This is a genomic window from Delftia sp. WSY_16 (assembly GCF_043104415.1).
Lineage (GTDB): Bacteria > Pseudomonadota > Gammaproteobacteria > Burkholderiales > Burkholderiaceae_C > Comamonas > Comamonas tsuruhatensis.
Genome location: NZ_JBICKS010000040.1, coordinates 874,579 through 895,859, shown reverse-complemented (window position 1 = coordinate 895,859; position 21,281 = coordinate 874,579). Strand labels below are relative to the sequence as shown.

Sequence of the window (21,281 nt, the reverse complement as noted above, 5' to 3'; positions counted from 1 at the left end):
TGCTTGATGGCTGCAACGATAAATCCGGGCAGCCAATGCCTGTATAAGCAGAATCCAAGAAAACTGACCTGTACAGATTGGCATGCCCACCAACAACGAACCCTTGCCCCAGTACCGCCGCATTGCCCAGGCCCTGCGCCAGACGCTGGCCTGTGGCGCACTGCGCCCCGGCGACAGGCTGATCTCCGCCCGCAGCCTGGCCGAGCGCGAACAGGTCAGCCTGCCCACCGCGCTGGAGGCGCTGCGCTGCCTGGAGGCCGAGGGCCTGATCGTCGCGCGTCCGCGCTCGGGCTACTTTGTGCGGCAGGCAACCGGCGGCGCGGCGCTGCAGGCGTCCCGCCCGTCGTCGCGCCCCGTGCCCGTAACCCTGTCGGCCCTGGCGCGCTCGCTGTTCAGCAGTCCCGACACGCGCCTGATCCCGCTGGGTGCGGCATTGCCCGATCCGGCCTGGCTGCCCACGGCCCGGCTGCAGCGCGCGCTGCAGACCGCCGGGCGCCGCCTGGACGCGCACGGGCAGACCTACAGCATGCCGCCGGGCCGCGCCGACCTGCGCGGCCAGATCGCGGCCCGGGCCGCGCAATGGGGTGCGCGCTTCGGCCCCGACGACCTGGTCCTGACGGCAGGCGCCACCCAGGCCGTGCGGCTGGCCCTGCGCGCCGTGTGCAAGCCCGGCGATGTCGTGGCCGTAGAGCGGCCCGCCTATTTCGGCAGCCTGCTGCTGCTGGAGGACCTGGGCCTGAAGGCGTTGGAGATTGCCACCGATCCCCGCGAAGGCCTGCTGCTGGAGCCGCTGGCCGAGGCCATTGCCCGCCACCGGCCGGCTGCCGTGCTGGCATCGCCCACCGTGCAGAACCCGCTGGGCGCCAGCATGCCGGTGGAGCGCAAGCAGGCCCTGGTGGCGCTGCTGGAGCGGGCGGGCATTCCCTTGATCGAAGACGATGTCTATGGCGACCTTGCAGGCGACGGCCAGCGCCCGCCGGCCTGCAAGGCCTTCGACGGCAGCGGCAACGTGCTGTATTGCGGCTCCGTGTCCAAGACCCTGGCGCCGGGCTGGCGCGTGGGCTGGATTGCGGCGGGTCGCTTCCATGCCCAGGTGCTGCAGGTGCGCCTGGCGGGCGACTGGGCCGGTGCGCCGCTGCTGGAAGCCGCCGTGAGCGAGGTGCTGGCCAGCGGCGACTACGACCGGCACCTGCGCCGTCTCAAGTCCCGCGTGCAGGCCGGGGTGCAGGCCGTCACGGCCAGGGTCGAGGCCAGCTTTCCGCCCGGCACCCGCGTCTCGGCCCCGCGCGCGGGCTTTCTGCTGTGGGTGGAACTGCCGCGCCAGGTCAATGCACTGGAGGTGCACCGCCGCGCGCTGGAGCTGGGCATTGGCGTCAGCCCCGGCCCGCTGTTCTCATCGCGCTCGGACCTGCCCAACCACCTGCGCCTGAACTGCGCCAACGAGCCCACGCCGCGCCTGCTGGGGGCCGTGGGGCAGGTGGGGGAGATATGCCGGGGTTTGGTCGAGGGTGCTGCTGCGCGGCAGGGGGCACAGGTCGGCCAGCCTACTTCTTCTCGCGCGGCACGCGCCCCATGAGGAAGAACTCGGGATTGGGCTGCATGCCGGCAAAGCTGGCCATGCGGTTGGACAGGCCGAAGAAGGCGGTGATCGCGGCGATGTCCCAGATGTCCTCGTCGTCGAAGCCATGCGGGTACAGCGCCTCGAAGTCGGCCTCGCAGATTTCATGGCTGCGTTCGCAGACCTTCATGGCGAAGTCCAGCATGGCGCGCTGGCGGGCGCTGATGTCGGCCTTGCGGTAGTTGACCGCCACCTGGTCGGCCACGTAGGGCTGCTTTTCGTAGATGCGCAGGATGGCGCCGTGGGCCACCACGCAGTACAGGCACTGGTTGGCTGCGCTGGTGGTGGTGACGATCATCTCGCGCTCGCCCTTGGTCAGGCTGCCTTCTTCCTTGAGCATGAGCGCATCGTGGTAGGCGAAGAAGGCACGCCACTCGGCCGGGCGGCGCGCAAAGGCCAGGAAGACGTTGGGGATGAAGCCTGCCTTTGCCTGCACTTCAAGGATGCGGGTGCGGATGTCCTCGGGCAGGCTGGACAGTTCGGGCTGGGGGTAGCGGGCGGTGGCCATGTGTCTTGTCTCCTGGGTGTGGTGGTTGTCGTTGCGGTCCATGTTCGCATGGCCTGCGCTGCGCGGGGTGAACGCGCATGACAGCCTGCCTGCCGCCGAGGTTGCAGATTGCGCCCGGGCTCAGGCGGGCGCCATCTCCGGCTCAGGCCGTTGTGCAAACCAGTCGCCCAGAAAGCCGGTGAGCGCGCGGATCCGGGCCGACATCTCGCTGCGCGTGGCGTGCACCAGGTAGATGTCGGCCGCAGGCAGCTGCCATTGGGGCAGGACCTCGCGCAGGGCGCCTGCGGCCAGCGGCGCGGCCACGTCCCACAGCGAGCGCTGCAGGATGCCGTGGCCGTCCAGTGCCCAGGTCAGGGCTGCAGCGCCATCGTTGGTGCTCATCACGCCGTTGACCTTGATGTTGTGCTCGCTCAGGCCCTGGCGCGTGCGGCGGCTCAGGCGCCAGCTGCCATAGGTTTCGTCGCTCTCGCGGATCACGATGCAGCGGTGGGCCTGCAGGTCGGCGGGCTGGCGCGGCTCGCCGTGGGCGTTGAGGTAGGAGGGCGCGGCGCACAGCACGCGGCGGTTGGGCAGCAGCAGGCGGGCGGTGAGGGCGGAGTCGGGCAGGGCGCCAAAGCGCACCACGGCGTCAAAGCCCTGCTCGACCAGGTTGACGGGCCTGTCCGTCAGGTGCAGCTGCACCTGCACTTCGGGATAGGCGCGCGCAAAGGCCGACAGCGCGGGCGCCAGCCGCTGGCGGCCAAAGCCCAGCGTGCAGGCGATGGACAGCGGGCCGCGCGCCGTGGCGCGCGTGCCCGAGATGCTGCGCTCCAGCGCCTCCAGGTCGGCCAGGATGCGCGCGCCGTCCAGCAGGTAGGCTTCGCCCTCGGGCGTCAGGTGGATGCGCCGTGTCGTGCGCTGCAGCAGGCGCACGCCCAGGCGCCGCTCCAGCAAGGACAGGCGGCGGCTGACGGCGGGCGGCGTCACGCCCATCTGCTGGGCCGCAGCGGCCAGAGTGCCCTCGCGGATCAGCAGCGAGAAGAAACGCAGGTCGGAAAAGCCGTCCATGGTGGATGCGGTGGATGGTTGATTCGTAAATTGAACTGATGGATCAATGCAGTATTTTGCTATTTATGCAGCCTGGTTTACTGATTAGCATGGCAGGCTGACAGTCATGAACAACGTAGAAGGAATCTCCGGGATGCACACAGATCCATGGATGCCGGGCCTGCGCCACCAGCGCATCACGGTCGATGACGGGGTGGAGATCAACGCCTGGGTGGGCGGCCAGGGGCCGGCCCTGCTGCTGGTGCACGGCCACCCGCAGACCAGCGCCATCTGGCACCGCGTCGCGCCCCGGCTGGCGCAGCAGTTCACCGTGGTGCTGGCCGACCTGCGCGGCTATGGCGACTCCTCGCGCCCGGCCGGCGATCCCGAGCATGTGAGCTACAGCAAGCGCACCATGGCCCGCGACCTGCTGCGGCTGATGGCGCGGCTGGGCCATGAGCATTTCAGCGTGCTGGCGCATGACCGGGGCGCGCGCGTGGCGCACCGGCTGGCCATGGACTATCCCGCCAGCGTGCAGCGCCTGGTGCTGCTGGACATTGCGCCCACGCTGGCCATGTACGAGCAGACCGGCGAGGCCTTTGCGCGCGCCTACTGGCACTGGTTCTTCCTGATCCAGCCCGCGCCGCTGCCCGAGCGCCTGATCGAGGCCGACCCCGCCGCCTATGTGCGCGAGATCATGGGCCGGCGCAGCGCCGGCCTGGCGCCCTTCGATCCCCGGGCGCTGGCCGAGTACCAGCGCTGCCTGGCGCTGCCGGGCAGCGCGCACGGCATGTGCGAGGACTACCGCGCCTCGGCCGGCATCGACCTGGATCATGACCGTGAGGACCGCCGGCTGGGGCGCAGGCTGTCCATGCCGCTGCTGGTGCTCTGGGGCGAGGAGGGCGTGGTGCACCGCTGCTTCGATCCGCTGCGCGAGTGGCAGCTCGTGGCCGACGATGTGCGCGGTCGGCCACTGGCCTGCGGGCACTACATTGCCGAGGAGGCGCCCGACTCACTGCTGGACGCGGCTCTGCCATTTCTGTTGCAGGCCGGGTGAGTGCGGTCATTGCTGGCTTTCGGGACTGCATTCAGGCAAGCCGGCAAAAAAGGGCAAAGAGGGCAAAGGTGCATTCGCACCATATCTGCGGAGACATAGCGTTCTCCATGGATTCAATTGGTATGCCAATCGTGTCCGGAAAAGGTAAGCAATTGAAAAAACCGCATGCCTGCTGCCAGCATGCAATGCCCAGGTCCCAATCCTTGAAAGCCGCTGGAGACAAGGCCTGGCAAGGGCTGGGCAACGCCTTGCGCCCATAGGGGACCACCGCACAAGGTGCAGGCGGGCCAATGCGCGGCCCATTGCCGATGCATGGTGAAACGCCGAACTGATACAGTCGCGCGGCCCGCCCGAGGGGGAGGGTCTTATTCATCACGGGATATTCACAATGAGCAACAAGAAAACCGCAGTGGCTGCTGCCGTGGCATTGGCCGTCGTGGCCTATGGAGGAACCACCTGGTATACGGGCCAAAGGGCCGAGTCCGGCTACAAGGATGCCGTGGCCGAATTGCGCAAGGTGCTGGGCGAGAAGGCCGTCGTGACCGACGAATACCACAAGGGATTCCTGTCGTCCCAGGCCAAGCTGGTGCTGCAGTGGCCTGCGGCTGGCGAGGCCGATGCGCCCGCCGCTGCAGACGCCGGCGCAGAAGCCGCCCCCAAGCCCGTGCGCCTGGTGGTGGACACCACGGTGCGCCACGGCCCGCTGGCCGGTGGCCGCCTGGCGGCAGCGGTGTCGGAGACGCGCTTTGCGCTCGACGGCCTGGACGAAAAGAGCCGCCAGACCCTGGCCAAGGCTGTCGCTCCCACGCTGACCAGCGTGCACCACTTCACGGGCGGCCAGGATGTGCGCCTGCTGCTGCCTGCAGGCGAGATGGGCGACAACGAAGTCACCATGCGCTGGCAGGAAATGGTGCTGGACACGGCCCTGGGCGGTGGCAGCGTCAAGGGCACCTGGCGCTGGCCCGAGGTGGCCCTGCTGGGCCTGCCCAGCCGCGACAAGTCCATGGGCGTGGAAGAGGAAGAGGGCGAGGAGGAGGAGGAATCCGACAACGACGAGGCCATCGCCGCCCAGCCGGCCGCAGCGCCGGTGGAGCGCACCAGCATCGTGCTCACGGGCCTGGAAAGCAGCTTCGAGAACAAGGTCATCGACGGCCTGTGGGGCCTGGGCCCCGGCAAGGCCAGCGTGCGCATCGCCCGCTTCGGCATGAGCAGCACGCCCGCCGAAGGCGGCGAGGCCAAGACGCTGCTGGACCTCAAGAACGTGGACGGCAGCTCGGTCATCGAGTCCGACAAGACCACGCTGGGCATGACCACCCAGGTCAAGGGCACGGGCCGTATCGGCCCCATCGATTTCGAGTCCGTGGGCTACGAGGAAAAGATCCAGCGCCTGGACATCGAGGCGCTGCGCGGCTTCCAGCGCGTCATGGTCGAGGGCTACCGCAAGGAGGGCCTGGCCAAGGCACTGGAATCGCTGGAAGAGCAGGGCATGGGCGTGCTGATGCAGAACGCCCCGCGCCTGGTGGCGGCCCTGCCGGCCTACTCCATGAAGCTGCAGGCCACCTACCAGGGCCAGACCGGCCACCTGGAGTACGGCGCCGAAGTGCAAAGCGCGCCCACGCAGGAGCAGGTCGCCCAGGCCGGCTGGATGCCGGCGCTGCTCAAGACCTCGGCACTGCAGGCCAATGCCAGCCTGCCCAAGGCCTGGCTGGAGCCGCTGATCAAGGCATCGGGCAAGCCCGATGTCTCGGCCGAGGATGTGGAGGGCATGCTGGGCATGGCCCAGGCCACGGGCTATGCCCGCCTGGAAGGCGACAAGCTGGTCAGCGCGCTCAAGATGCAGGCCGGCCAGGTCACGCTCAACGGCAAGCCCATCGCCCTGCCCATGGGCGCGCTGCAGTAAGCGGCCATCCACCTTCGGGGCGTCGCCCCGGAAGGGGTTCTCAGGGATGCCACTGGCTGGCGCGCACCACAGGGGCCTGTGTGCTGGCGCTGCCCGCCAGCGCATAGGACAGCTGGTTGGCCGCCACCACCACCGTCTGCGCCATGGCTTCCAGCCGGGCCTCGGGCAGGCGCGATGCCGGCCCGGAGATGCACACCGACCCCATCAGCCGCCAGTGCATGCCGAACACCGGCGCCGACACCGTGGCCACGCCCTGTTCGCGCTCGCCGATGGACCAGTGGTAGCCGCGCTGGCGGATCTGCTCGTACACCGGCCCCGGCTCGCCTGAAAACGCCAGGATCACGCGCCCCGGCGAGCCCTGGTCCAGCGGCAGCCCCTCGCCCATGCGCGCATGGTGGCGCAGGGCCTGCGGCCCTTCCACGCGCACGAGGCAGGTGCGCACATTGCCTTCGCGCACATAGAAGGCCGCGCTCTCGCCGCTGGCCTGCGTGAGCGCGCGCAGCGCGGGCTCCAGCACGTTCTGCACATCGAAGCCCGCCTGGTAGCGCGCACCCAGCCAGCCAGCGGCCGGGCCCAGGCGCCAGTCCCCATCGTCCCTTTGCACCATGAAGCCCGACTGCGCCAGCGTGCGCGCCAGCCGCAGCACCGTGGTCTTGTGCAGCGCGCAGCGCCGGCTCAGTTCCGCCAGGGACAGGTGCGACTCCCCGAGGGCGAAGGCGCCAAGCAGCTGCAAGGCACGCGTGACGGCGATGACGCCGCCGTCCTTGGCCGCGCTGGCCTTGTCATCGGGTGGCTGCGCCGGGGAAGGGGTGCTGGGGGGCTTGTTCATGGTGCAAGGCATGCAATTGGTTGCGCTGTATGAAACGGCATTGTATGGGTTGAAACGTTTTCATAAAGTTCGTCCCACGCACCGCAGCCATGCGGGCGTTGGACACAACAAACGGAGACAAACCGCCATGCCGATTCCCTCGCTTTCGCGTTGCCTCAACGCACGCCTTCTTGCCGTCCTGGTCGGCGTTGCCGCCATCGTGCCCATGGGCGCTGCCCAGGCCCAGGACGCCTATCCCCGCAAGCCCATCCGCCTGGTCGTGCCGTTTCCGCCCGGTGGCGGCACGGACATGATCGCGCGCACCGTGGCCCAGCGGCTGGCGGACCACAACAAGTGGACCGTGGTGGTGGACAACCGGCCCGGCGCCGGCGGCAACCTGGGCGTGGACGCCGTGGCCAAGGCCGCGCCGGACGGCCATACCCTGGTCATGGGCCAGACCAGCAACCTGGCCATCAACCCCTCGCTGTACGCCAAGCTGCCCTATGACCCGCTGAAGGATCTGGTGCCCGTGGCGCTGGTGGCTTCCGCGCCCATCGTCATGGCCGCGCCGGCCAACTCGCCCTACAAGACCTTTGCCGACCTGGTCAAGGCCGCCAAGGCCAAGCCCGACGGCCTCACGCTGGGCTACCCGGGCAACGGCACGGTGGCGCACCTGGCCGGCGAACTGGCCGAGAACGCGGCCGGCATCAAGCTGCGCCATGTGCCCTACAAGGGCGCAGCACAGGCCATGACCGACCTGGTGGGCGGGCAGATCGATTTCTACATGTCCGCCGTGCCCACGCTGCTGGGCCAGGTGCGCAACGGCAAGCTGCGCGCAGTGATGGTCACCTCGCTCAAGCGCTCCGCCCAGCTGCCGCAGACGCCCACGCTGGCCGAGTCCGGCTACCAGGATTTCGAGGCCGTCACCTGGTTCGGGGTGCTGGCGCCGGCCGGGACGCCCCAGGCCATCGTGCAGCAGCTGAACAAGGCCATCAACGATGCGCTGCTGGTGCCCGAGGTGGCCGAGAAGCTGCGCTCCGAAGGCGGCGAGGTGCTGGGCGGCTCGTCCGAGAAGTTCGCCGCGCTGCTGCGCGCCGAGGTGCCGCGCTGGGCACGCATCGTCAAGGACTCGGGCGCCAGCCTGGACTGAGCCCGGGGCAGGGGCGCCAGCCCTTTCGCTTCCTTCTCGCTCCCACCTCCCTTCCTTTCCTCCATCGAGATCTCGCCATGGACTGCGACAGCCTTGCCGTGCCCGTCCGTTTCTCGCAGGGCAGCGCCCGGCCCCGTGCCGTGCTGCCCCCGGATGCCTGCGACTGCCATGTGCATGTCTATGACGGCCGCTACCCGGCAACCCCGGGCGCGCGGCTGCTGCCGCCCGACGCCTCGGCCGGCGACTACCGCGCGCTGCAGCGGCGCCTGGGCACCGCGCGCTGCGTGCTGGTCACGCCGTCCACCTACGGCAGCGACAACCGCTGCATGTTGGACGGGCTGGCCGCCCTCGGCCCGCAGGCGCGGGGCGTGGCCGTGATCGATGGCAGCGAAAGCGATGACCAGCTGCAGCGCCTGCACGGCCTGGGCGTGCGCGGCGTGCGGCTGAACCTGTCGCTGGGCGTGACGGGCACGGCCGAGCTGCTGGTGCCGCTGGCCCGCCGCATTGCGCCGCTGGGCTGGCATCTGCAACTGCTGATGGCGCCGGACCTGCTGGCGTCGCTGGCCGGCGTGCTGCGGCAATTGCCGGTGCCGCTGGTGTTCGACCACTTCGGCCGCATCGCCCCCGAGCAGGCGGGGCGCCATGCGGGCCATGCGCTGCTGCTGGAGCTGCTGGAGGGCGGCAGGGCCTGGGTCAAGTTGTCCGGCGGTTACATCGTCAGCGCGCTGCAGTCGGTCGAAGACCCGGCGCTGGACGCCCTGGCCGCCAGCTATCTGCGCTGCGCGCCCGAGCGTGTGCTCTGGGGCAGCGACTGGCCGCATGTCAGCGCCTCGGCAGGCATGCAGCCCCTGCCTGATGACGCCCGCCAGATCGACCGCCTGGCCGACTGGACCGCCCGTGCCGGCGGCGCCGCCACGCTGCGGCGCGTGCTGGTGGACAACCCCCGGGCGCTGTACGGCTTCGAGACCGCAGCGCCGCCATTGCATTGCACACAAGCAGGAGACAAACCATGAACACCTTCCTTCCCACGCGCCGCACCCTGCTGGCCGCAGGGGGCGCCGCCCTGCTGGGGCCGCTGTGCAGCGCCGCCGTCCACGCGCAGCCCGCATGGCCTGCAGGCAAGCTCATCACCTGGGTCGTGCCCTATCCGCCCGGCGGCAGCACCGATGTGCTGGGCCGCCAGGTGGCACTGCACCTGGGCAAGGCCCTGGGCAGCACCGTGATCGTGGACAACCGCGCGGGCGCCACGGGCACCATCGGCGCGGCCTACGTGGCCAAGGCGGCGCCGGACGGCCACACGCTGCTGGGCACCTCCATCGGTCCGCAGGCGATCGCGCCCCACCTCATGGGCAAGCTGCCCTATGACCCGATTGCGGGCTTCGAGCCCGTCATCACCATCGGCACCATTCCCCATTTGCTGGTGGTGGGCGCGGCCCAGCCCTTCCAGTCGGTGGCCGATCTGCTGGCCGCAGCCAAGGCGCAGCCAGGCCAGCTGGCCTTTGCCTCGGGCGGCAGCGGAACCATCTTGCAGATGCAGGGCGAGCTGCTGCAAAGAAAGGGCGGCGTGCGCTTCATCCATGCGCCCTACAAGGGCGACACGCCCGCGCTGCAGGACACGCTGGCGGGGCAGGTGCAGTTCATGTTCGCCCCCGTGGCCGCCGCGCTGCCCCATGTGCAGGGCGGCAAGCTGCGCGCGCTGGCCGTGACCTCGGCGGCGCGCCTGAAGGCCCTGCCTGATGTGCCCACCATGGCCGAAGCCGGCATCGGCGACTTCGTGGTCGAACAGTGGCAGGCCGTCTTTGCGCCGGCCAGGACGCCGGCCGCCATCGTGCAGCGGCTGAACCAGGAGATCGGCCTGGCGCTCAGGGACCCGGCCGTCGTGGCACTGGCCGAGCGGCTGGGCGTGACCCTGGTCGGCGGCACGCCGCGGCAATTGGGCGAGCTGCAGAAATCCGACTCCGCCAAGTGGGCCCAACTCATCCGCGAGGCCGGCATCAAGGCCGACTGACGCGCGCACATCTTTCTGTTTTCCTTCACCTCATCTCACTGGACCATCATGAGCCAACTCCCAGAAATCATCCGTGACATAGAGCGCGTGGACGCCCAAGTCGTGCAGCGCGCAGCCGGCTTTCAGGCCGCCATCCTGGCCGACGTGGCGGGCCGCCGCGGCACCATGCATTCGCGCGTGGCGCCCGTGCACCAGGGCATGAAAGTGGCCGGCCCGGCCTTCACCGTCGAGGTGCGTCCCGGCGACAACCTCATGATCCACGCCGCCATCGCACTGGCCCGGCCCGGCGACGTGCTGGTCATCGACGGCAAGGGCGACCAGACCGCGGCGCTCATGGGCACGCTGATGCTCAGCGCCTGCAAGAAGCTGGGTCTGGCCGGCGTCATCGTGGACGGCGCCATCCGCGACCGGCTGGAGCTGCTGGAGCTGGACTTCCCCGTGTTCAGCGCAGGCTTCAATCCCGCGGGCCCGACCAAGTTCGTGCCGGGCCGCATCAACCACGCCATCTCCGCTGGTGGCACGACGGTTCACCCGGGCGACCTGGTGGTGGGCGATGCCGATGGCGTGGTCGTCATCGAGCGCGCCAAGGCCCCCGCCATGCTGGAGCTGGCCGTGAAGAAGGTGGCCGACGAGGCCGCCCGCATCGAGGCCATTGCGCGCGGCGACACGGCATCGAAGTGGCTGCCCGCGGCCCTGCGCGCGGCCGGCGTGCTCAAGGAAGGGGAATCGCTGTGAGCACCATCATCGTCACCGGCGCCGATCTGGCGCCACAGGCCCTGGAGCTGCTGGCCCGGCACGACATCGTCTATGCGGGCAAGACGCCCACCGAAGAGGACCTGGTCGCGCTGTGCCGCGCCCATGATCCCGTGGCCATCATCGTGCGCTACGGCAAGGTGGGCGCGGCCGTGATGGACGCGGCGCCCTCGCTGCGCGTGATCTCCAAGCACGGCAGCGGCACGGACACCATCGACAAGGCGGCCGCCGCCGAACGCGGCATTGCCGTGGTGGCCGCCGCGGGCGCCAATGCGGCGGCCGTGGCCGAGCAGGCACTCGCGCTGCTGCTGGCCTGCGCCAAGTCGGTGGTGGCGCTGGACGCCCGCATGCACGCAGGCCACTGGGACAAGGCCACGCACAAGAGCCTGGAGCTGGGCGGGCGCACCGTGGGCCTGGTGGGGCTGGGCGCCATCGGCCTGCGCTTTGCGCGCATGGCCGATGCGCTGGGCATGCGCGTGATCGGCTTCGATCCCTTCGCAAAGAACCTGCCCGCCTACGTGCAGCCCGTGGACCTGGAGACCATCTGGCGCGAGTCCGACGCGATTTCGCTGCACTGCCCGCTGACCGAGGAAAACCGGGGCATGCTCGGCGCCTCCACGCTGGCGGCCTGCAAGCGCGGCGTGATCGTGGTCAACACCGCACGCGGCGGCCTGATCGACGAGGCCGCGCTGCTGGCCGCCGTGCGCTCGGGCCAGGTGGCGGCCGCAGGGCTGGACAGCTTTGCGGTGGAGCCCATGGTGGCCGGCCACCCGTTCCAGGGCGAAAGGAACTTCGTGCTCAGCCCCCATATCGGCGGCGTGACCGGCGATGCCTACGTGAACATGGGCATGGGCGCGGCCCGCAATGTGCTGGAGGTGCTGGCCCGCGTGCCTGCGGCGGCCGGCGCCTGAGCCAGGGCAGGGGCGCCGTGCGCGCCCTTGGCCCATGCATGTGCATGCATGTGATTTGAGGAGACAAGCGATGTCGAGGAATTTCCAAGAGGTCCGCCGCCTGGCCTTGCGCGGCGGCCTGCTGGCCGCCGTGGGGCTGGCCGTGCTGGGCGCCCAGCCCGCGCTGGCGCAGAAGGACTATCCGGCCAAGCCCGTGCGGCTGGTCGTGGGCTTTGCGGCGGGCGGCCCCACCGACGTGGTGGCGCGCGCCTTTGCCGACCATGCGGGCAAGGCGCTGGGCCAGCCCTTCGTGGTGGACAACAAACCCGGGGCCAACACCATACTGGCCGCGCAGGCCGTGGCTGGCGCGCCGGCCGATGGCTATACGCTGCTGTTCGGCGCCACCAACCACAGCATGATCCCGGCGCTGTACCAGGGCCGCGTGAAGTTCGACGTGGTGCGCTCGTTCCGGCCGCTGTGCACGGTGGCCAGCAGCCCCACGGTGCTGGTCGTGGGGCCGGGCATGCCGGCGCGCAACCTGCAGGATTACATGGACCAGGCGCGCAGCCGGCCCGGCAGCGTCACGGCCGGCACGGCGGGCATGGGCAGTTCGGGCCATTTCGCCACCGAGATGTTTGCGCGGGCCAAGGGCCTGAAGCTCAACCACGTGCCCTACAAGGGCGCGGCGCCCGTGGTCACGGATCTCATGGGCGGCCAGCTCGACAGCTCCTTCGCCACGCTGGGCTCGGTGCTGCCCCAGGTGCGCAGCGGCAAACTCACGGCGCTGGCCGTGGCTTCGCCCAGACGCGCGTCCCTGCTGCCCCAGGTGCCCACCTTTGCCGAAGCGGGTGGCGGCGACTACTCGGCCGATGTCTGGTACGGCGTGCTCGCGCCGGCGGGCATTCCCGACGGCGCGGCCCAGGCGCTGGAGCGCGTGGCCGTGGAGTTTGCCAAGAGTGCATCGGCCGCGGAAAAGCTGCACGGCCTGGGCATGGATGCCGAGTCCAGCTGCGGCAGCGCCTTCGCGCAGCGCGTGGCCAGCGAAGCGGCCTCCTATGCGCAGATCGCCCGCGAACTGAACCTGAAGGCGGATTGATTCGGCCGCCGCCCCCTCTAAAAAATGTGGAGACAAGCCATGAAATTCCTTGCCGGAACCCTGATCGCGGCCTGCGCCCTGGCCGCCGCCGTGGCCCAGGCCGCCTTTCCCGAGCGTCCCATCACCCTGGTCGTGCCCTATGCGCCCGGCGGCGGCGCCGACGCGGCCGCGCGCCTGCTGGCCACGCGCATGGGCGCGCGGCTGGGCACCAGCATCATCGTGGACAACCGGCCCGGGGCCAGCGGCACGATTGGTGCCAGCCAGGTGGCCAAGGCGCGCGCCGATGGCTACACGGTGCTCTACGACGCCACGCCGTTTTCCATCAACCCGCATCTGTTTGCCAAGCTGCCCTATGCGCGCAGCGCGCTGCAGCCGCTGTCGCTGGTGCTGCTCATGCCCAATGTGGTCGTGGTCAAGGCCGACTCGCCCGTGCGCAGCGTGGCCGACCTGGCGGCCAGGGCCAAGGCGCAGCCGGGCAAGATCAACTTCGCCTCGGGCGGCAGCGGCACGGTGCAGCGCCTGGCGGCCGAGCTGTTTCGCCAGCGGCTGGAGCTGGACATGGTCCATGTGCCCTACAAGAGCGGCGGGCCGGCCATTGCCGATGTGATGGGCGGGCAGGTGGACTTCATGTTCGGCACCATGGCGGCCACCTATCCGCTGGTCACGGGCGGCAAGCTGCGCGCCCTGGCCGTGGCGGCGCCCCAGCGCTCGGCGCGCCTGCCCGATGTGCCCACCGTGTCCGAGACCGTGATTCCCGGCTACGAGGCCTATGAGTGGAACGGCATCTTCCTGCCCACGGGCACGCCCGAGCCCGTGGCCGCGCGCCTGCACCAGGCGCTGTCCGAGGTGCTGCAGGAAGCCGAGGTGCGCCAGCGCCTGAGCGACCTGGGCGCCCAGCCCATGGCATCGACGCCGGCCGAGTTCGCCGCCTTCCTCCAGAAGGAAGACGCCAAGTGGGGCGAGGTGGTGCGCAAGGGCGCCATCGTGCTGGACTGAGCGCATGGGCATGACCGACATCGCCATGGCCGTGCCGCACTCGGCCGGCACGAGCAGGCCTGCGCGCACGCTGCCGCCCCTGGCTTGCGACAGCCACATGCACATCTTCGATGCGCGCTTTGCGCCGTCGCCGCACTGGCCGCGCACGCCTCCGCAGGCCGACGTGGCCATGTACCGCCAACTGCAGCGGCGCCTGGGCACCTCGCGCGCCGTGGTGGTCACGCCCTCGACCTATGGCACGGACAACGCCTGCACGCTGGATGCGCTGGAGCGCCTGGGCGATGATGCGCGCGGCGTGGCCGTGGTCGCCCACGACGTGGCCGATGCCGAGCTGGACCGGCTGGCCACGCACCGTGTCTGCGGGCTGCGCGTGAACTTTGTCTCGCCGCAGTCCTGGGGCGAGACCACGGCCCACATGCTGGTCACGCTGGCGCACCGGGTCGCACGGCTGGGCTGGCATGTGCAGGTCTTCGTGCAGCCCGAACAGCTGGTGGCGCTGGAGCCCGTGCTGGGCGCGCTGCCCGTGCCCCTGGTCGTGGACCACCTGGGTCGCATCGACCCGGCCGCGGGCATGCAGGGCGTGGAGGGCGCGGCCCATGCCGCGCTGCGCCGGCTGCTCGATGGCGGCAACACCTGGGTCAAGCTCTCCGGCGCCTATATGCGTTCATCGGTGGGCGGCCCCTCCTATGCCGACACGCTGCCGCTGGGCCGCGACCTGGTGCGCGCCGCACCCGAGCGCCTGGTCTGGGGCAGCGACTGGCCGCACACCACCGAGGCGCCGGGCTCCGTCGACGATGCCGATCTGGTCGATCTGCTGCAGGCCTGGGCGGGCACGGACGAGGCCATGGACCGCATCCTGGTCGACAATCCAGCGCGCCTGTACGGCTTCAGCGCCATCCCCTGAAATCCCGAGAAAGACAAGCACCATGTTCCTGCTGCAAGCCCCCCAGGTCTGCGAACTCGAATCGTTCACCGCCATGCCCGACGCCCTGCGCCGCCCCGAGCGCAGCGACTGGGCCGATGCCAACCGGGGCGGCGCCGTCACCGACTCCTTCCTCGAGGGGCCGGTGTTCGACGGCGCCGGCAACCTGTACGTGGCCGACATTCCCTGGGGCCGCGTCTTCCGCATCGATCCGCAAGGCGCCTGGACCCTGGTGGCCGAGTACGACGGCGAGCCCAACGGCATGAAGTTCCTTGACGAGCGCACGCTGCTGATCACCGACTACAAGAACGGCCTGATGCGCCTGGAGGTGGCCACGGGGCGCGTCAGCCCCTATCTGCAGCGGCGCAACAGCGAGCGTTTCAAGGGCGTGAACGACCTGGTCTTCGATGCCGAAGGCAACCTCTACTTCACCGACCAGGGCCAAAGCGGCCTGCACGACCCCAGCGGCCGCCTGTACCGCCTGCGGCCGGACGGCCGGCTGGACCTGCTGCTGGCCAACGTGCCCAGCCCCAACGGCGTGGCGCTGTCGCCCGACGGCCGCGTGCTCTACCTGGCCGTGACGCGCGGCAACTGCGTCTGGCGCGTGCCCCTGCTGCCCGATGGCAGCGTGGCCAAGGTGGGGCAGTTCTTCACCTCCTACGGCCCCAGCGGCCCCGACGGGCTGGCTGTGGATGACCAGGGCCGGCTGCTGGTGGCCAACCCGGGCCTGGGCCTGGTGTGGGTGCTCAACCACCGTGCCGAGCCCGTGCAGGTGCTGCGCGGCGTGCTGGGAAGCTCGCTCACCAACCTGGCCTTTGGCGGCGCGGACCGTCGCACGCTGCATGTGACGGACTCCACGCACGGGCGCATTCTGCGTGTCCGGCTGGAGGCGCCGGGGCTGGTGCTGCACGGCTTGAACAAGGGCTGAGGCGGCCGTCGAGACCTTCTCAGCCGTCTCGGCCGTCTCAGCCGTCGCAACCGCTCCTCAGGGCCTGGCCGGCATGTCCAGGATCTCCCGGGCTTCCTGCAGCAGGCCTATCCACAGCTGCTCCTGCTGTATGCCGGCCTTGAGCACCAGGTGCTGCAGCCGCCGCTCGCGCGTGGGCGGCTTGTCCAGGAAGTCGCGCTGCTCCAGGCGCTGGTAGACGTCCAGCTGCGCCTGGTGCAGTGCCAGCAGCCGCTGCACTTCGTCCTGCAGTCCGCAGGGCCCCACCACCGCCTCGGCACGCAGGCGCACCATCCATTCCTCGCGCAGCGGCTTGGGGTCTTCCTGCTCGGCCACCCAGCGCTTGAGCTCCTTGCGGCCGGTGGGAAGGATGCGGTACTGGCGCTTGCGGCCCCGGCCGGATTCGGCGGGCAGGGCCTCTATCCATTGCGCCTCTTCCAGCCGGGCGAGTTCGCGGTAGATCTGCTGGTGCGTGGCGTTCCAGAAATAGCCGATGGAGCGGTCGAAGCGCTCGGCAAGTTCCGAGCCCGAGCAGGGGTGCTCGACCAAGGCAGTGAGAAGGGCGTGTGGCAGGGACATCGGCAACAAGAAAGGCGCTGGAGCTGGGCGCCATCTTACGGGCCTGCATGGAGGCGCGGCCAAGCGCTGCGGTCATTTCTGCAATTTTTTGCGCAACCAGTTGCATAAATAAAGGAGGCTGACTACATTCATGCAATCAGTTGCATAAAAAAGCGAGACAGGCATGACCCACTACCCCCACCTGAATGCCGAACTGGACCTGGGCTTCACCACGCTCAGAAACCGCGTGCTCATGGGCTCCATGCACGTGGGCCTGGAGGAGGCGCCCAACGGCTTCGAGCGCATGGCCGCCTTCTACGCCGAGCGCGCGCGCGGCGAGGTGGGCTTGATCGTCACGGGCGGCATCGCCCCCAATGAGCGTGGCCGGCCCATGAAGGGTGGCGCCATGATGGTCAACGAACACGAGGCGGACCAGCACCGCATCGTCACGCAGGCCGTCCATGCCGAGGGCGGCAAGATCGCCATGCAGATCCTGCACTTCGGCCGCTATGCCTACCAGCCCGGGCTGGTGGCGCCCAGCGCGCTGCAGGCGCCCATCAACCCCTTCGTGCCGCATGCGCTGACGGGCGACGAGGTGGAGCAAACCATCGAGGACTTCGTGCGCTGCGCAGCCCTGGCCCGGCATGCGGGCTACGACGGCGTGGAGATCATGGGCTCCGAGGGCTATCTGATCAACGAGTTCATCGCCGCACGCACCAACCACCGCGATGACGAATGGGGCGGCAGCTACGCGGGCCGCATGCGCTTTGCGGTGGAGATCGTGCGGCGCACGCGCCAGCGCGTGGGGCGGGACTTCATCATCATCTACCGCCTGTCCATGCTGGACCTGGTGGAAGGCGGCTCCACGCTGGAGGAAGTGATCGCGCTGGCCCAGGCCATCGAGGCCGCGGGCGCCACGCTGCTGAACACGGGCATAGGCTGGCACGAGGCACGCATCCCCACCATCGCCACCAAGGTGCCGCGCGCCGCCTATGCCTGGGTCACGCAGCGCGTGATGGGGCAGGTGGGCATCCCGCTGATCACCTCCAACCGCATCAACACGCCCGAAGTGGCCGAGCGCCTGCTGGCCGAGGGCTATGCCGACATGGTGTCCATGGCCCGGCCGCTGCTGGCCGATGGCGACTTCGTGCGCAAGGCGCGCCAGGGCCGGGCCGACGAGATCAACACCTGCATTGCCTGCAACCAGGCCTGCCTGGACCATACCTTTGGCGGCAAGATCACCTCCTGCCTGGTCAACCCGCGCGCCTGCCACGAGACCGAGCTGGTGATTGCGCCCGCGCCCGCCGCCAAGCGCATCGCCGTGGTGGGCGCCGGCCCGGCGGGCCTGAGCTTTGCCGTCACCGCGGCGCAGCGCGGCCATGCGGTGACCTTGTTCGATGCGGCCAGCGAGATCGGCGGGCAGTTCAACATTGCCAAGAAGGTGCCCGGCAAGGAGGAGTTCCACGAGACGCTGCGCTACTTTCGCCGCCAGCTGGAGCTGGGCGGCGTGGCGCTGCGACTGGGCCACCGCGTGGAGGCTGCCCAGCTCATCGAGGGCGGCTATGACGAGATCGTGCTGGCCACGGGCATACGGCCGCGCGTTCCCGCCATCGACGGCGTGGACCATCCCAAGGTGCTCGGCTACCTGGACGTGCTGCAGGGCGACAGGCCCGTGGGCGAGCGCGTGGCCATCATCGGCGCGGGCGGCATCGGTTTCGATGTGGCCGAGTACCTGACCCATGCCGGCGACAGCGGCGCCGTGGCGCCCCGCAAGTTCTATGCGGAGTGGGGCATAGACACGGACTACGCCCAGGCCGGCGGCCTGGCGCAGCCGCAGGCCGAGCCCTCGCCGCGCCGCGTGCACCTGCTGCAGCGCAAGTCCACCAAGGTGGGCGACCAGCTGGGCAAGACCACGGGCTGGATACACCGCACCTCGCTGAAGGCACGCAGCGTGGCCATGGGCTCGGGCGTGGCCTATGAACGCATCGACGACGCCGGCCTGCACATCACCGTGGACGGCCAGCCGCAACTGCTGGAGGTGGACAACGTCGTGCTCTGCGCGGGCCAGGAGCCGCAGCGCGAGCTGCATGCGGCCCTGAGCGCGGCGGGCTGCAGCGTGCACCTGATCGGCGGCGCCGACGTGGCGGCCGAACTCGACGCCAAGCGCGCCATCGTGCAAGGCACCACGCTGGCGGCCAGCCTTTGAGGGCGCCGCCCGATTCCGTTTTCCACCTCAACCACCAGGAGACAAGCATGTCCCAGCCCCCGAAGAACGCCCATCCCGCAGTCGCCCGCTCCCTGGAGCTGTGGCATCGCATGGTTGCCGCCAGCGACCTGGGCGAGCTGCACACCATCGTCCATCCCGATGCGGTGTTCCGCTCGCCCATGGCCAACACGCCCTATGCCTCGGCAGCCGCGCTGATGCTGGCGCTGTCCACCGTGGTCCAGGTCTTCGAGAACTTCACCTACCACCGCCAGATGGCCAGCGATGACGGCCTGGACGTGGTGCTGGAGTTCAGCGCCAGCGTGGGCGGCAAGAACCTCAAGGGCATCGACTTCATCCGCTTCGACGAGCAGGGGCTGATCCGGGAATTCGAGGTCATGGTGCGCCCCATGAGCGGCCTGCAGGCCCTGGGCACGGAGATGGGCAAGCGGCTGGGCGACAAGCTTCCCGCCTTCAAGGCCGTGGCCTGAGGGCAGGGCGCGCCATGAAAAACGCCCCCGAAGTTTCGGGGGCGTTTTGCCGTGGGCGTCAGCCGGTCAGAGCGTTCCGGCCTTCTGGCGGGCGATGGCATCGGCCACGCCCTTGCCGTAGGCCGGGTCGGCCTGGGTGCAGTGCGCTATGTGCTTTTGCACGATGTGCTCGGACACACCGGCGATGTTGCGCGCCGTGTTCTCGAACAGGCGCTGCTGCGCATCGGGCGTGAGCAGGCGGAACAGGTCGCCGGGCTGGGTGAAGTAGTCGGCATCGTCCTCGCGGTAGTTCCAGCGGTCGGCCGCGCCGTTGAGGGCCAGCGGCGGCTCGGCGAAGGCCGGCTGCTCCTGCCACTCGCCCTTGGTGTTGGGCTCGTAGGCGATGGTGCCGCCGTAGTTGCCGTCCACGCGCATGGCGCCGTCCCGGTGGTAGGCGTGGTAGGGGCAGCGCGGCGCGTTCACGGGGATCTGGTGGTGGTTCACGCCCAGGCGGTAGCGCGCGGCATCGCCGTACGAGAACAGGCGCGACTGCAGCATGCGGTCGGGCGAGGGGCCGATGCCCGGCACCAGGTTGGCCGGCGTGAACGAGGCCTGCTCCACATCGGCGTGGTAGTTGCGCGGGTTGCGGTTGAGCTCCATCACGCCCACTTCGATCAGCGGGTAGTCCTTCTTGCTCCAGACCTTGGTCAGGTCGAAGGGGTGGAAGCGGTAGGTCTCGGCTTCATGCTCGGGCATGATCTGCACGCACAGCTTCCAGCGAGGGAACTCGCCGCGGTCGATGGCCTCGAGCAGGTCGCGCTGGCTGCTTTCACGGTCGGAGGCGACGACGGAGGCCGCCTCGGAATCGGTGAAGTTCTCGATGCCCTGCTGGCAGACCCAGTGGAACTTGACCCAGTGGCGCTCGTTGCTGGCGTTGATGAAGCTGTAGGTATGCGAGCCGAAGCCATGCATGTGGCGGTAGCCGCGCGGAATGCCCCGGTCGCTCATGACGATGGTGATCTGGTGCAGCGCCTCGGGCAGGCCGGTCCAGAAGTCCCAGTTGTTCTCGGGCGAGCGCAGGTTGGTGTAGGGGTCGCGCTTGACGGCCTTGTTCAGGTCCGGGAACTTGAGCGGGTCGCGGAAGAAGAACACCGGCGTGTTGTTGCCCACCAGGTCCCAGTTGCCTTCCTCGGTATAGAGCTTGACGGCGAAGCCACGGATATCGCGCTCGGCGTCGGCCGCGCCGCGTTCGCCGGCCACGGTGGAAAAGCGCGCGAACACTTCGGTCTGCTTGCCGATGTCGGAGAATACCTTGGCGCGGGTGTAGCGCGTGATGTCACCCGTCACGGTGAAGGTGCCGAAGGCGCCCGAGCCCTTGGCGTGCATGCGGCGCTCGGGAATCACTTCGCGGTTGAAGTGGGCCATTTTTTCCAGATGCCACAGGTCCTGCAGCAGCATCGGGCCACGCGGGCCGGCCGTGAGCGAGTCCTGGTTGTTGGCAACCGGGGCACCTGCGGCGGTGGTGAGCTTGTGGGTCATGGTCTCTCCTTGATCGAGGGGTGGTAGCGGCGCCGGCTTGCACGCAGGCAGCGCGGCGCTTGGAAAATCAATAGCTGCGTGCTATCGAATTGCTTTTATTGTTGTTTCGTTCTATGGATGCGGCAAGGCTTTGGCGATTGGCAAATCTCAACTGCGCCATAGCCAAAAAATTTCACCGCACCCCGCCTGCGTCGTGCCGGGCATGCTTTTTGCCAAGGCATTGTGTTGCGCGGGCGGATACGGCCCGTGTAGGCCGTCGCCCTGTCAGCCAGAGACCAGCTTGTGGACCAGATCGGCGGCCGTGGAGGCGCCGTACTTGCGCATCAGCCGTGCGCGGTAGATCTCCACCGTGCGGTGGCTGATGGCCAGGGCGCGGCCGATTTCCTTGGAGGTCAGGCCTTCCAGCAGGCGGGCGGCCACCTCGCGCTCGCGCCCCGTGAGTTCGGCCTTGACGGGGCGCTGGGCGCTGAGGTCCTCGAAGCTCCAGATGCCCGAGGCATGCGGGTCGCTGCGGTCCAGCGTGCGGCCCGTGACATGGCACCAGAACGTTTCGCCGTTGGCGCGCTTCATGATGCGGTTGTCCGAATAAAAGCCCCTTGCATTGAGAATGGGCGCGATGCGCGCGCCCAGCCGCTCATACTCGTCGGCGCTGGGGTAGAGGATCTGGAAGGTCTGGCCGATCAGCACCTCGCGCGAGGCCTCGAACATCTCGCAGACCTGGCGATTGCAGTCGATCATGGTGCGGTTGCGCGAGATCACGAGACCGACGGGGGCGGCCTCGAACGCCAGCCTGTAATCTATATCCATGGGCAAATCTTTACGAAAAACTACTT

At 69.3% G+C, this 21,281-nt stretch carries 21 protein-coding genes; 14 read left to right on the top strand and 7 right to left on the bottom strand.

Going from position 1 to position 21,281, the window contains the following annotated elements; all coding sequences use genetic code 11:
* Positions 1-82: 82 nt before the first annotated feature.
* Positions 83-1,576: a PLP-dependent aminotransferase family protein gene (locus ACF8O7_RS23775; protein WP_209802447.1), complete on the top strand. Its 1,494-nt coding sequence runs from the start codon at positions 83-85 to the stop codon at positions 1,574-1,576.
* Here the strand turns inward: ACF8O7_RS23775 and ACF8O7_RS23770 are convergent.
* Entirely contained in the window at positions 1,545-2,126 is a 582-nt protein-coding gene (locus ACF8O7_RS23770; RefSeq protein WP_209669390.1) for a peroxidase-related enzyme, read from the bottom strand. The two genes, ACF8O7_RS23775 and ACF8O7_RS23770, sit on opposite strands and share 32 nt — an antisense overlap.
* 120 nt (positions 2,127-2,246) lie before the next feature.
* Positions 2,247-3,173, bottom strand: coding sequence for a LysR family transcriptional regulator (locus tag ACF8O7_RS23765; RefSeq protein ID WP_392444412.1), 927 nt, complete (start codon positions 3,171-3,173; stop codon positions 2,247-2,249).
* Between the two features lie 133 nt (positions 3,174-3,306).
* Here ACF8O7_RS23765 and ACF8O7_RS23760 point away from each other — a divergent pair, with 133 nt between their 5' ends.
* Complete coding sequence (locus ACF8O7_RS23760) at positions 3,307-4,209, top strand: alpha/beta fold hydrolase (RefSeq protein WP_392444410.1); 903 nt, start codon at positions 3,307-3,309, stop codon at positions 4,207-4,209.
* A 31-nt stretch (positions 4,210-4,240) separates the two neighbouring features.
* On the opposite strand, the gene ACF8O7_RS23755 is transcribed toward ACF8O7_RS23760, so the two are convergent.
* Complete coding sequence (locus ACF8O7_RS23755) at positions 4,241-4,582, bottom strand: hypothetical protein (protein ID WP_126311504.1); 342 nt, start codon at positions 4,580-4,582, stop codon at positions 4,241-4,243.
* 15 nt (positions 4,583-4,597) lie between these two features.
* On the opposite strand from ACF8O7_RS23755, the gene ACF8O7_RS23750 reads away from it, so the two are divergent.
* Positions 4,598-6,109 carry a YdgA family protein gene (locus ACF8O7_RS23750; protein WP_070080457.1) on the top strand — a complete coding sequence of 504 codons (1,512 nt, stop codon included), beginning with the start codon at positions 4,598-4,600 and terminating at the stop codon, positions 6,107-6,109.
* A 40-nt stretch (positions 6,110-6,149) separates the two neighbouring features.
* Here ACF8O7_RS23750 and ACF8O7_RS23745 read toward each other — a convergent pair whose 3' ends face one another.
* Positions 6,150-6,938, bottom strand: a complete 789-nt coding sequence (locus ACF8O7_RS23745) for an IclR family transcriptional regulator (RefSeq protein WP_126311503.1) — start codon at positions 6,936-6,938, stop codon at positions 6,150-6,152.
* A 127-nt stretch (positions 6,939-7,065) separates the two neighbouring features.
* Here ACF8O7_RS23745 and ACF8O7_RS23740 point away from each other — a divergent pair, with 127 nt between their 5' ends.
* From ACF8O7_RS23740 to ACF8O7_RS23700, 9 genes are all read left to right on the top strand, one after another.
* Positions 7,066-8,067, top strand: a complete 1,002-nt coding sequence (locus tag ACF8O7_RS23740; RefSeq protein WP_016451549.1) for a tripartite tricarboxylate transporter substrate binding protein — start codon at positions 7,066-7,068, stop codon at positions 8,065-8,067.
* A gap of 77 nt (positions 8,068-8,144) precedes the next feature.
* Positions 8,145-9,080, top strand: a complete 936-nt coding sequence (locus ACF8O7_RS23735) for an amidohydrolase (protein ID WP_126311502.1) — start codon at positions 8,145-8,147, stop codon at positions 9,078-9,080.
* Positions 9,077-10,075: a tripartite tricarboxylate transporter substrate binding protein gene (locus ACF8O7_RS23730; protein ID WP_126311501.1), complete on the top strand. Its 999-nt coding sequence runs from the start codon at positions 9,077-9,079 to the stop codon at positions 10,073-10,075. The genes ACF8O7_RS23735 and ACF8O7_RS23730 overlap by 4 nt, the downstream gene beginning before the upstream one ends.
* A gap of 48 nt (positions 10,076-10,123) precedes the next feature.
* Positions 10,124-10,810: an RraA family protein gene (locus ACF8O7_RS23725; RefSeq protein WP_016446268.1), complete on the top strand. Its 687-nt coding sequence runs from the start codon at positions 10,124-10,126 to the stop codon at positions 10,808-10,810.
* The gene (locus tag ACF8O7_RS23720) at positions 10,807-11,739 is read left to right on the top strand and encodes an NAD(P)-dependent oxidoreductase (protein WP_126311500.1); all 933 of its coding nucleotides are present in this window, start codon (positions 10,807-10,809) and stop codon (positions 11,737-11,739) included. The genes ACF8O7_RS23725 and ACF8O7_RS23720 overlap by 4 nt, the downstream gene beginning before the upstream one ends.
* A gap of 70 nt (positions 11,740-11,809) precedes the next feature.
* Positions 11,810-12,814 (top strand): tripartite tricarboxylate transporter substrate binding protein, encoded by a 1,005-nt coding sequence (locus tag ACF8O7_RS23715; RefSeq protein WP_126311499.1) that lies wholly within the window; start codon positions 11,810-11,812, stop codon positions 12,812-12,814.
* Between the two features lie 39 nt (positions 12,815-12,853).
* Complete coding sequence (locus ACF8O7_RS23710; RefSeq protein ID WP_126311498.1) at positions 12,854-13,810, top strand: tripartite tricarboxylate transporter substrate binding protein; 957 nt, start codon at positions 12,854-12,856, stop codon at positions 13,808-13,810.
* 4 nt (positions 13,811-13,814) lie between these two features.
* Positions 13,815-14,714, top strand: coding sequence for an amidohydrolase (locus tag ACF8O7_RS23705; RefSeq protein ID WP_043790525.1), 900 nt, complete (start codon positions 13,815-13,817; stop codon positions 14,712-14,714).
* A 22-nt stretch (positions 14,715-14,736) separates the two neighbouring features.
* Positions 14,737-15,660 carry an SMP-30/gluconolactonase/LRE family protein gene (locus ACF8O7_RS23700; protein ID WP_392444408.1) on the top strand — a complete coding sequence of 308 codons (924 nt, stop codon included), beginning with the start codon at positions 14,737-14,739 and terminating at the stop codon, positions 15,658-15,660.
* A gap of 57 nt (positions 15,661-15,717) precedes the next feature.
* Here the strand turns inward: ACF8O7_RS23700 and ACF8O7_RS23695 are convergent, their stop codons facing one another.
* Positions 15,718-16,257: a PadR family transcriptional regulator gene (locus ACF8O7_RS23695; protein WP_016446262.1), complete on the bottom strand. Its 540-nt coding sequence runs from the start codon at positions 16,255-16,257 to the stop codon at positions 15,718-15,720.
* Between the two features lie 163 nt (positions 16,258-16,420).
* On the opposite strand from ACF8O7_RS23695, the gene ACF8O7_RS23690 reads away from it, so the two are divergent.
* The gene (locus ACF8O7_RS23690; RefSeq protein ID WP_065346660.1) at positions 16,421-18,442 is read left to right on the top strand and encodes an NADPH-dependent 2,4-dienoyl-CoA reductase; all 2,022 of its coding nucleotides are present in this window, start codon (positions 16,421-16,423) and stop codon (positions 18,440-18,442) included.
* Between the two features lie 47 nt (positions 18,443-18,489).
* Positions 18,490-18,930 (top strand): nuclear transport factor 2 family protein, encoded by a 441-nt coding sequence (locus ACF8O7_RS23685; RefSeq protein WP_016446260.1) that lies wholly within the window; start codon positions 18,490-18,492, stop codon positions 18,928-18,930.
* Between the two features lie 66 nt (positions 18,931-18,996).
* On the opposite strand, the gene ACF8O7_RS23680 is transcribed toward ACF8O7_RS23685, so the two are convergent.
* Positions 18,997-20,448 (bottom strand): catalase, encoded by a 1,452-nt coding sequence (locus ACF8O7_RS23680; protein WP_016446259.1) that lies wholly within the window; start codon positions 20,446-20,448, stop codon positions 18,997-18,999.
* 264 nt (positions 20,449-20,712) lie between these two features.
* Positions 20,713-21,255 carry a PAS and helix-turn-helix domain-containing protein gene (locus ACF8O7_RS23675; RefSeq protein WP_016446258.1) on the bottom strand — a complete coding sequence of 181 codons (543 nt, stop codon included), beginning with the start codon at positions 21,253-21,255 and terminating at the stop codon, positions 20,713-20,715.
* Positions 21,256-21,281 lie beyond the last annotated feature (26 nt).

What these genes read in the sequence shown, in the direction of transcription:
- ACF8O7_RS23735 (WP_126311502.1), top strand. Translation starts at nt 8,145, where the DNA reads ATGGACTGCGACAGCCTTGCCGTGCCCGTCCGTTTCTCGCAGGGCAGC.
- ACF8O7_RS23775 (WP_209802447.1), top strand. Translation starts at nt 83, where the DNA reads ATGCCCACCAACAACGAACCCTTGCCCCAGTACCGCCGCATTGCCCAG.
- ACF8O7_RS23765 (WP_392444412.1), bottom strand. Translation starts at nt 3,173, where the DNA reads ATGGACGGCTTTTCCGACCTGCGTTTCTTCTCGCTGCTGATCCGCGAG.
- ACF8O7_RS23700 (WP_392444408.1), top strand. Translation starts at nt 14,737, where the DNA reads ATGTTCCTGCTGCAAGCCCCCCAGGTCTGCGAACTCGAATCGTTCACC.
- ACF8O7_RS23695 (WP_016446262.1), bottom strand. Translation starts at nt 16,257, where the DNA reads ATGTCCCTGCCACACGCCCTTCTCACTGCCTTGGTCGAGCACCCCTGC.
- ACF8O7_RS23745 (WP_126311503.1), bottom strand. Translation starts at nt 6,938, where the DNA reads ATGAACAAGCCCCCCAGCACCCCTTCCCCGGCGCAGCCACCCGATGAC.
- ACF8O7_RS23770 (WP_209669390.1), bottom strand. Translation starts at nt 2,126, where the DNA reads ATGGCCACCGCCCGCTACCCCCAGCCCGAACTGTCCAGCCTGCCCGAG.
- ACF8O7_RS23725 (WP_016446268.1), top strand. Translation starts at nt 10,124, where the DNA reads ATGAGCCAACTCCCAGAAATCATCCGTGACATAGAGCGCGTGGACGCC.
- ACF8O7_RS23760 (WP_392444410.1), top strand. Translation starts at nt 3,307, where the DNA reads ATGCACACAGATCCATGGATGCCGGGCCTGCGCCACCAGCGCATCACG.
- ACF8O7_RS23730 (WP_126311501.1), top strand. Translation starts at nt 9,077, where the DNA reads ATGAACACCTTCCTTCCCACGCGCCGCACCCTGCTGGCCGCAGGGGGC.
- ACF8O7_RS23680 (WP_016446259.1), bottom strand. Translation starts at nt 20,448, where the DNA reads ATGACCCACAAGCTCACCACCGCCGCAGGTGCCCCGGTTGCCAACAAC.
- ACF8O7_RS23755 (WP_126311504.1), bottom strand. Translation starts at nt 4,582, where the DNA reads ATGAATAAGACCCTCCCCCTCGGGCGGGCCGCGCGACTGTATCAGTTC.
- ACF8O7_RS23710 (WP_126311498.1), top strand. Translation starts at nt 12,854, where the DNA reads ATGAAATTCCTTGCCGGAACCCTGATCGCGGCCTGCGCCCTGGCCGCC.
- ACF8O7_RS23675 (WP_016446258.1), bottom strand. Translation starts at nt 21,255, where the DNA reads ATGGATATAGATTACAGGCTGGCGTTCGAGGCCGCCCCCGTCGGTCTC.
- ACF8O7_RS23685 (WP_016446260.1), top strand. Translation starts at nt 18,490, where the DNA reads ATGTCCCAGCCCCCGAAGAACGCCCATCCCGCAGTCGCCCGCTCCCTG.
- ACF8O7_RS23750 (WP_070080457.1), top strand. Translation starts at nt 4,598, where the DNA reads ATGAGCAACAAGAAAACCGCAGTGGCTGCTGCCGTGGCATTGGCCGTC.
- ACF8O7_RS23715 (WP_126311499.1), top strand. Translation starts at nt 11,810, where the DNA reads ATGTCGAGGAATTTCCAAGAGGTCCGCCGCCTGGCCTTGCGCGGCGGC.
- ACF8O7_RS23690 (WP_065346660.1), top strand. Translation starts at nt 16,421, where the DNA reads ATGACCCACTACCCCCACCTGAATGCCGAACTGGACCTGGGCTTCACC.
- ACF8O7_RS23705 (WP_043790525.1), top strand. Translation starts at nt 13,815, where the DNA reads ATGGGCATGACCGACATCGCCATGGCCGTGCCGCACTCGGCCGGCACG.
- ACF8O7_RS23740 (WP_016451549.1), top strand. Translation starts at nt 7,066, where the DNA reads ATGCCGATTCCCTCGCTTTCGCGTTGCCTCAACGCACGCCTTCTTGCC.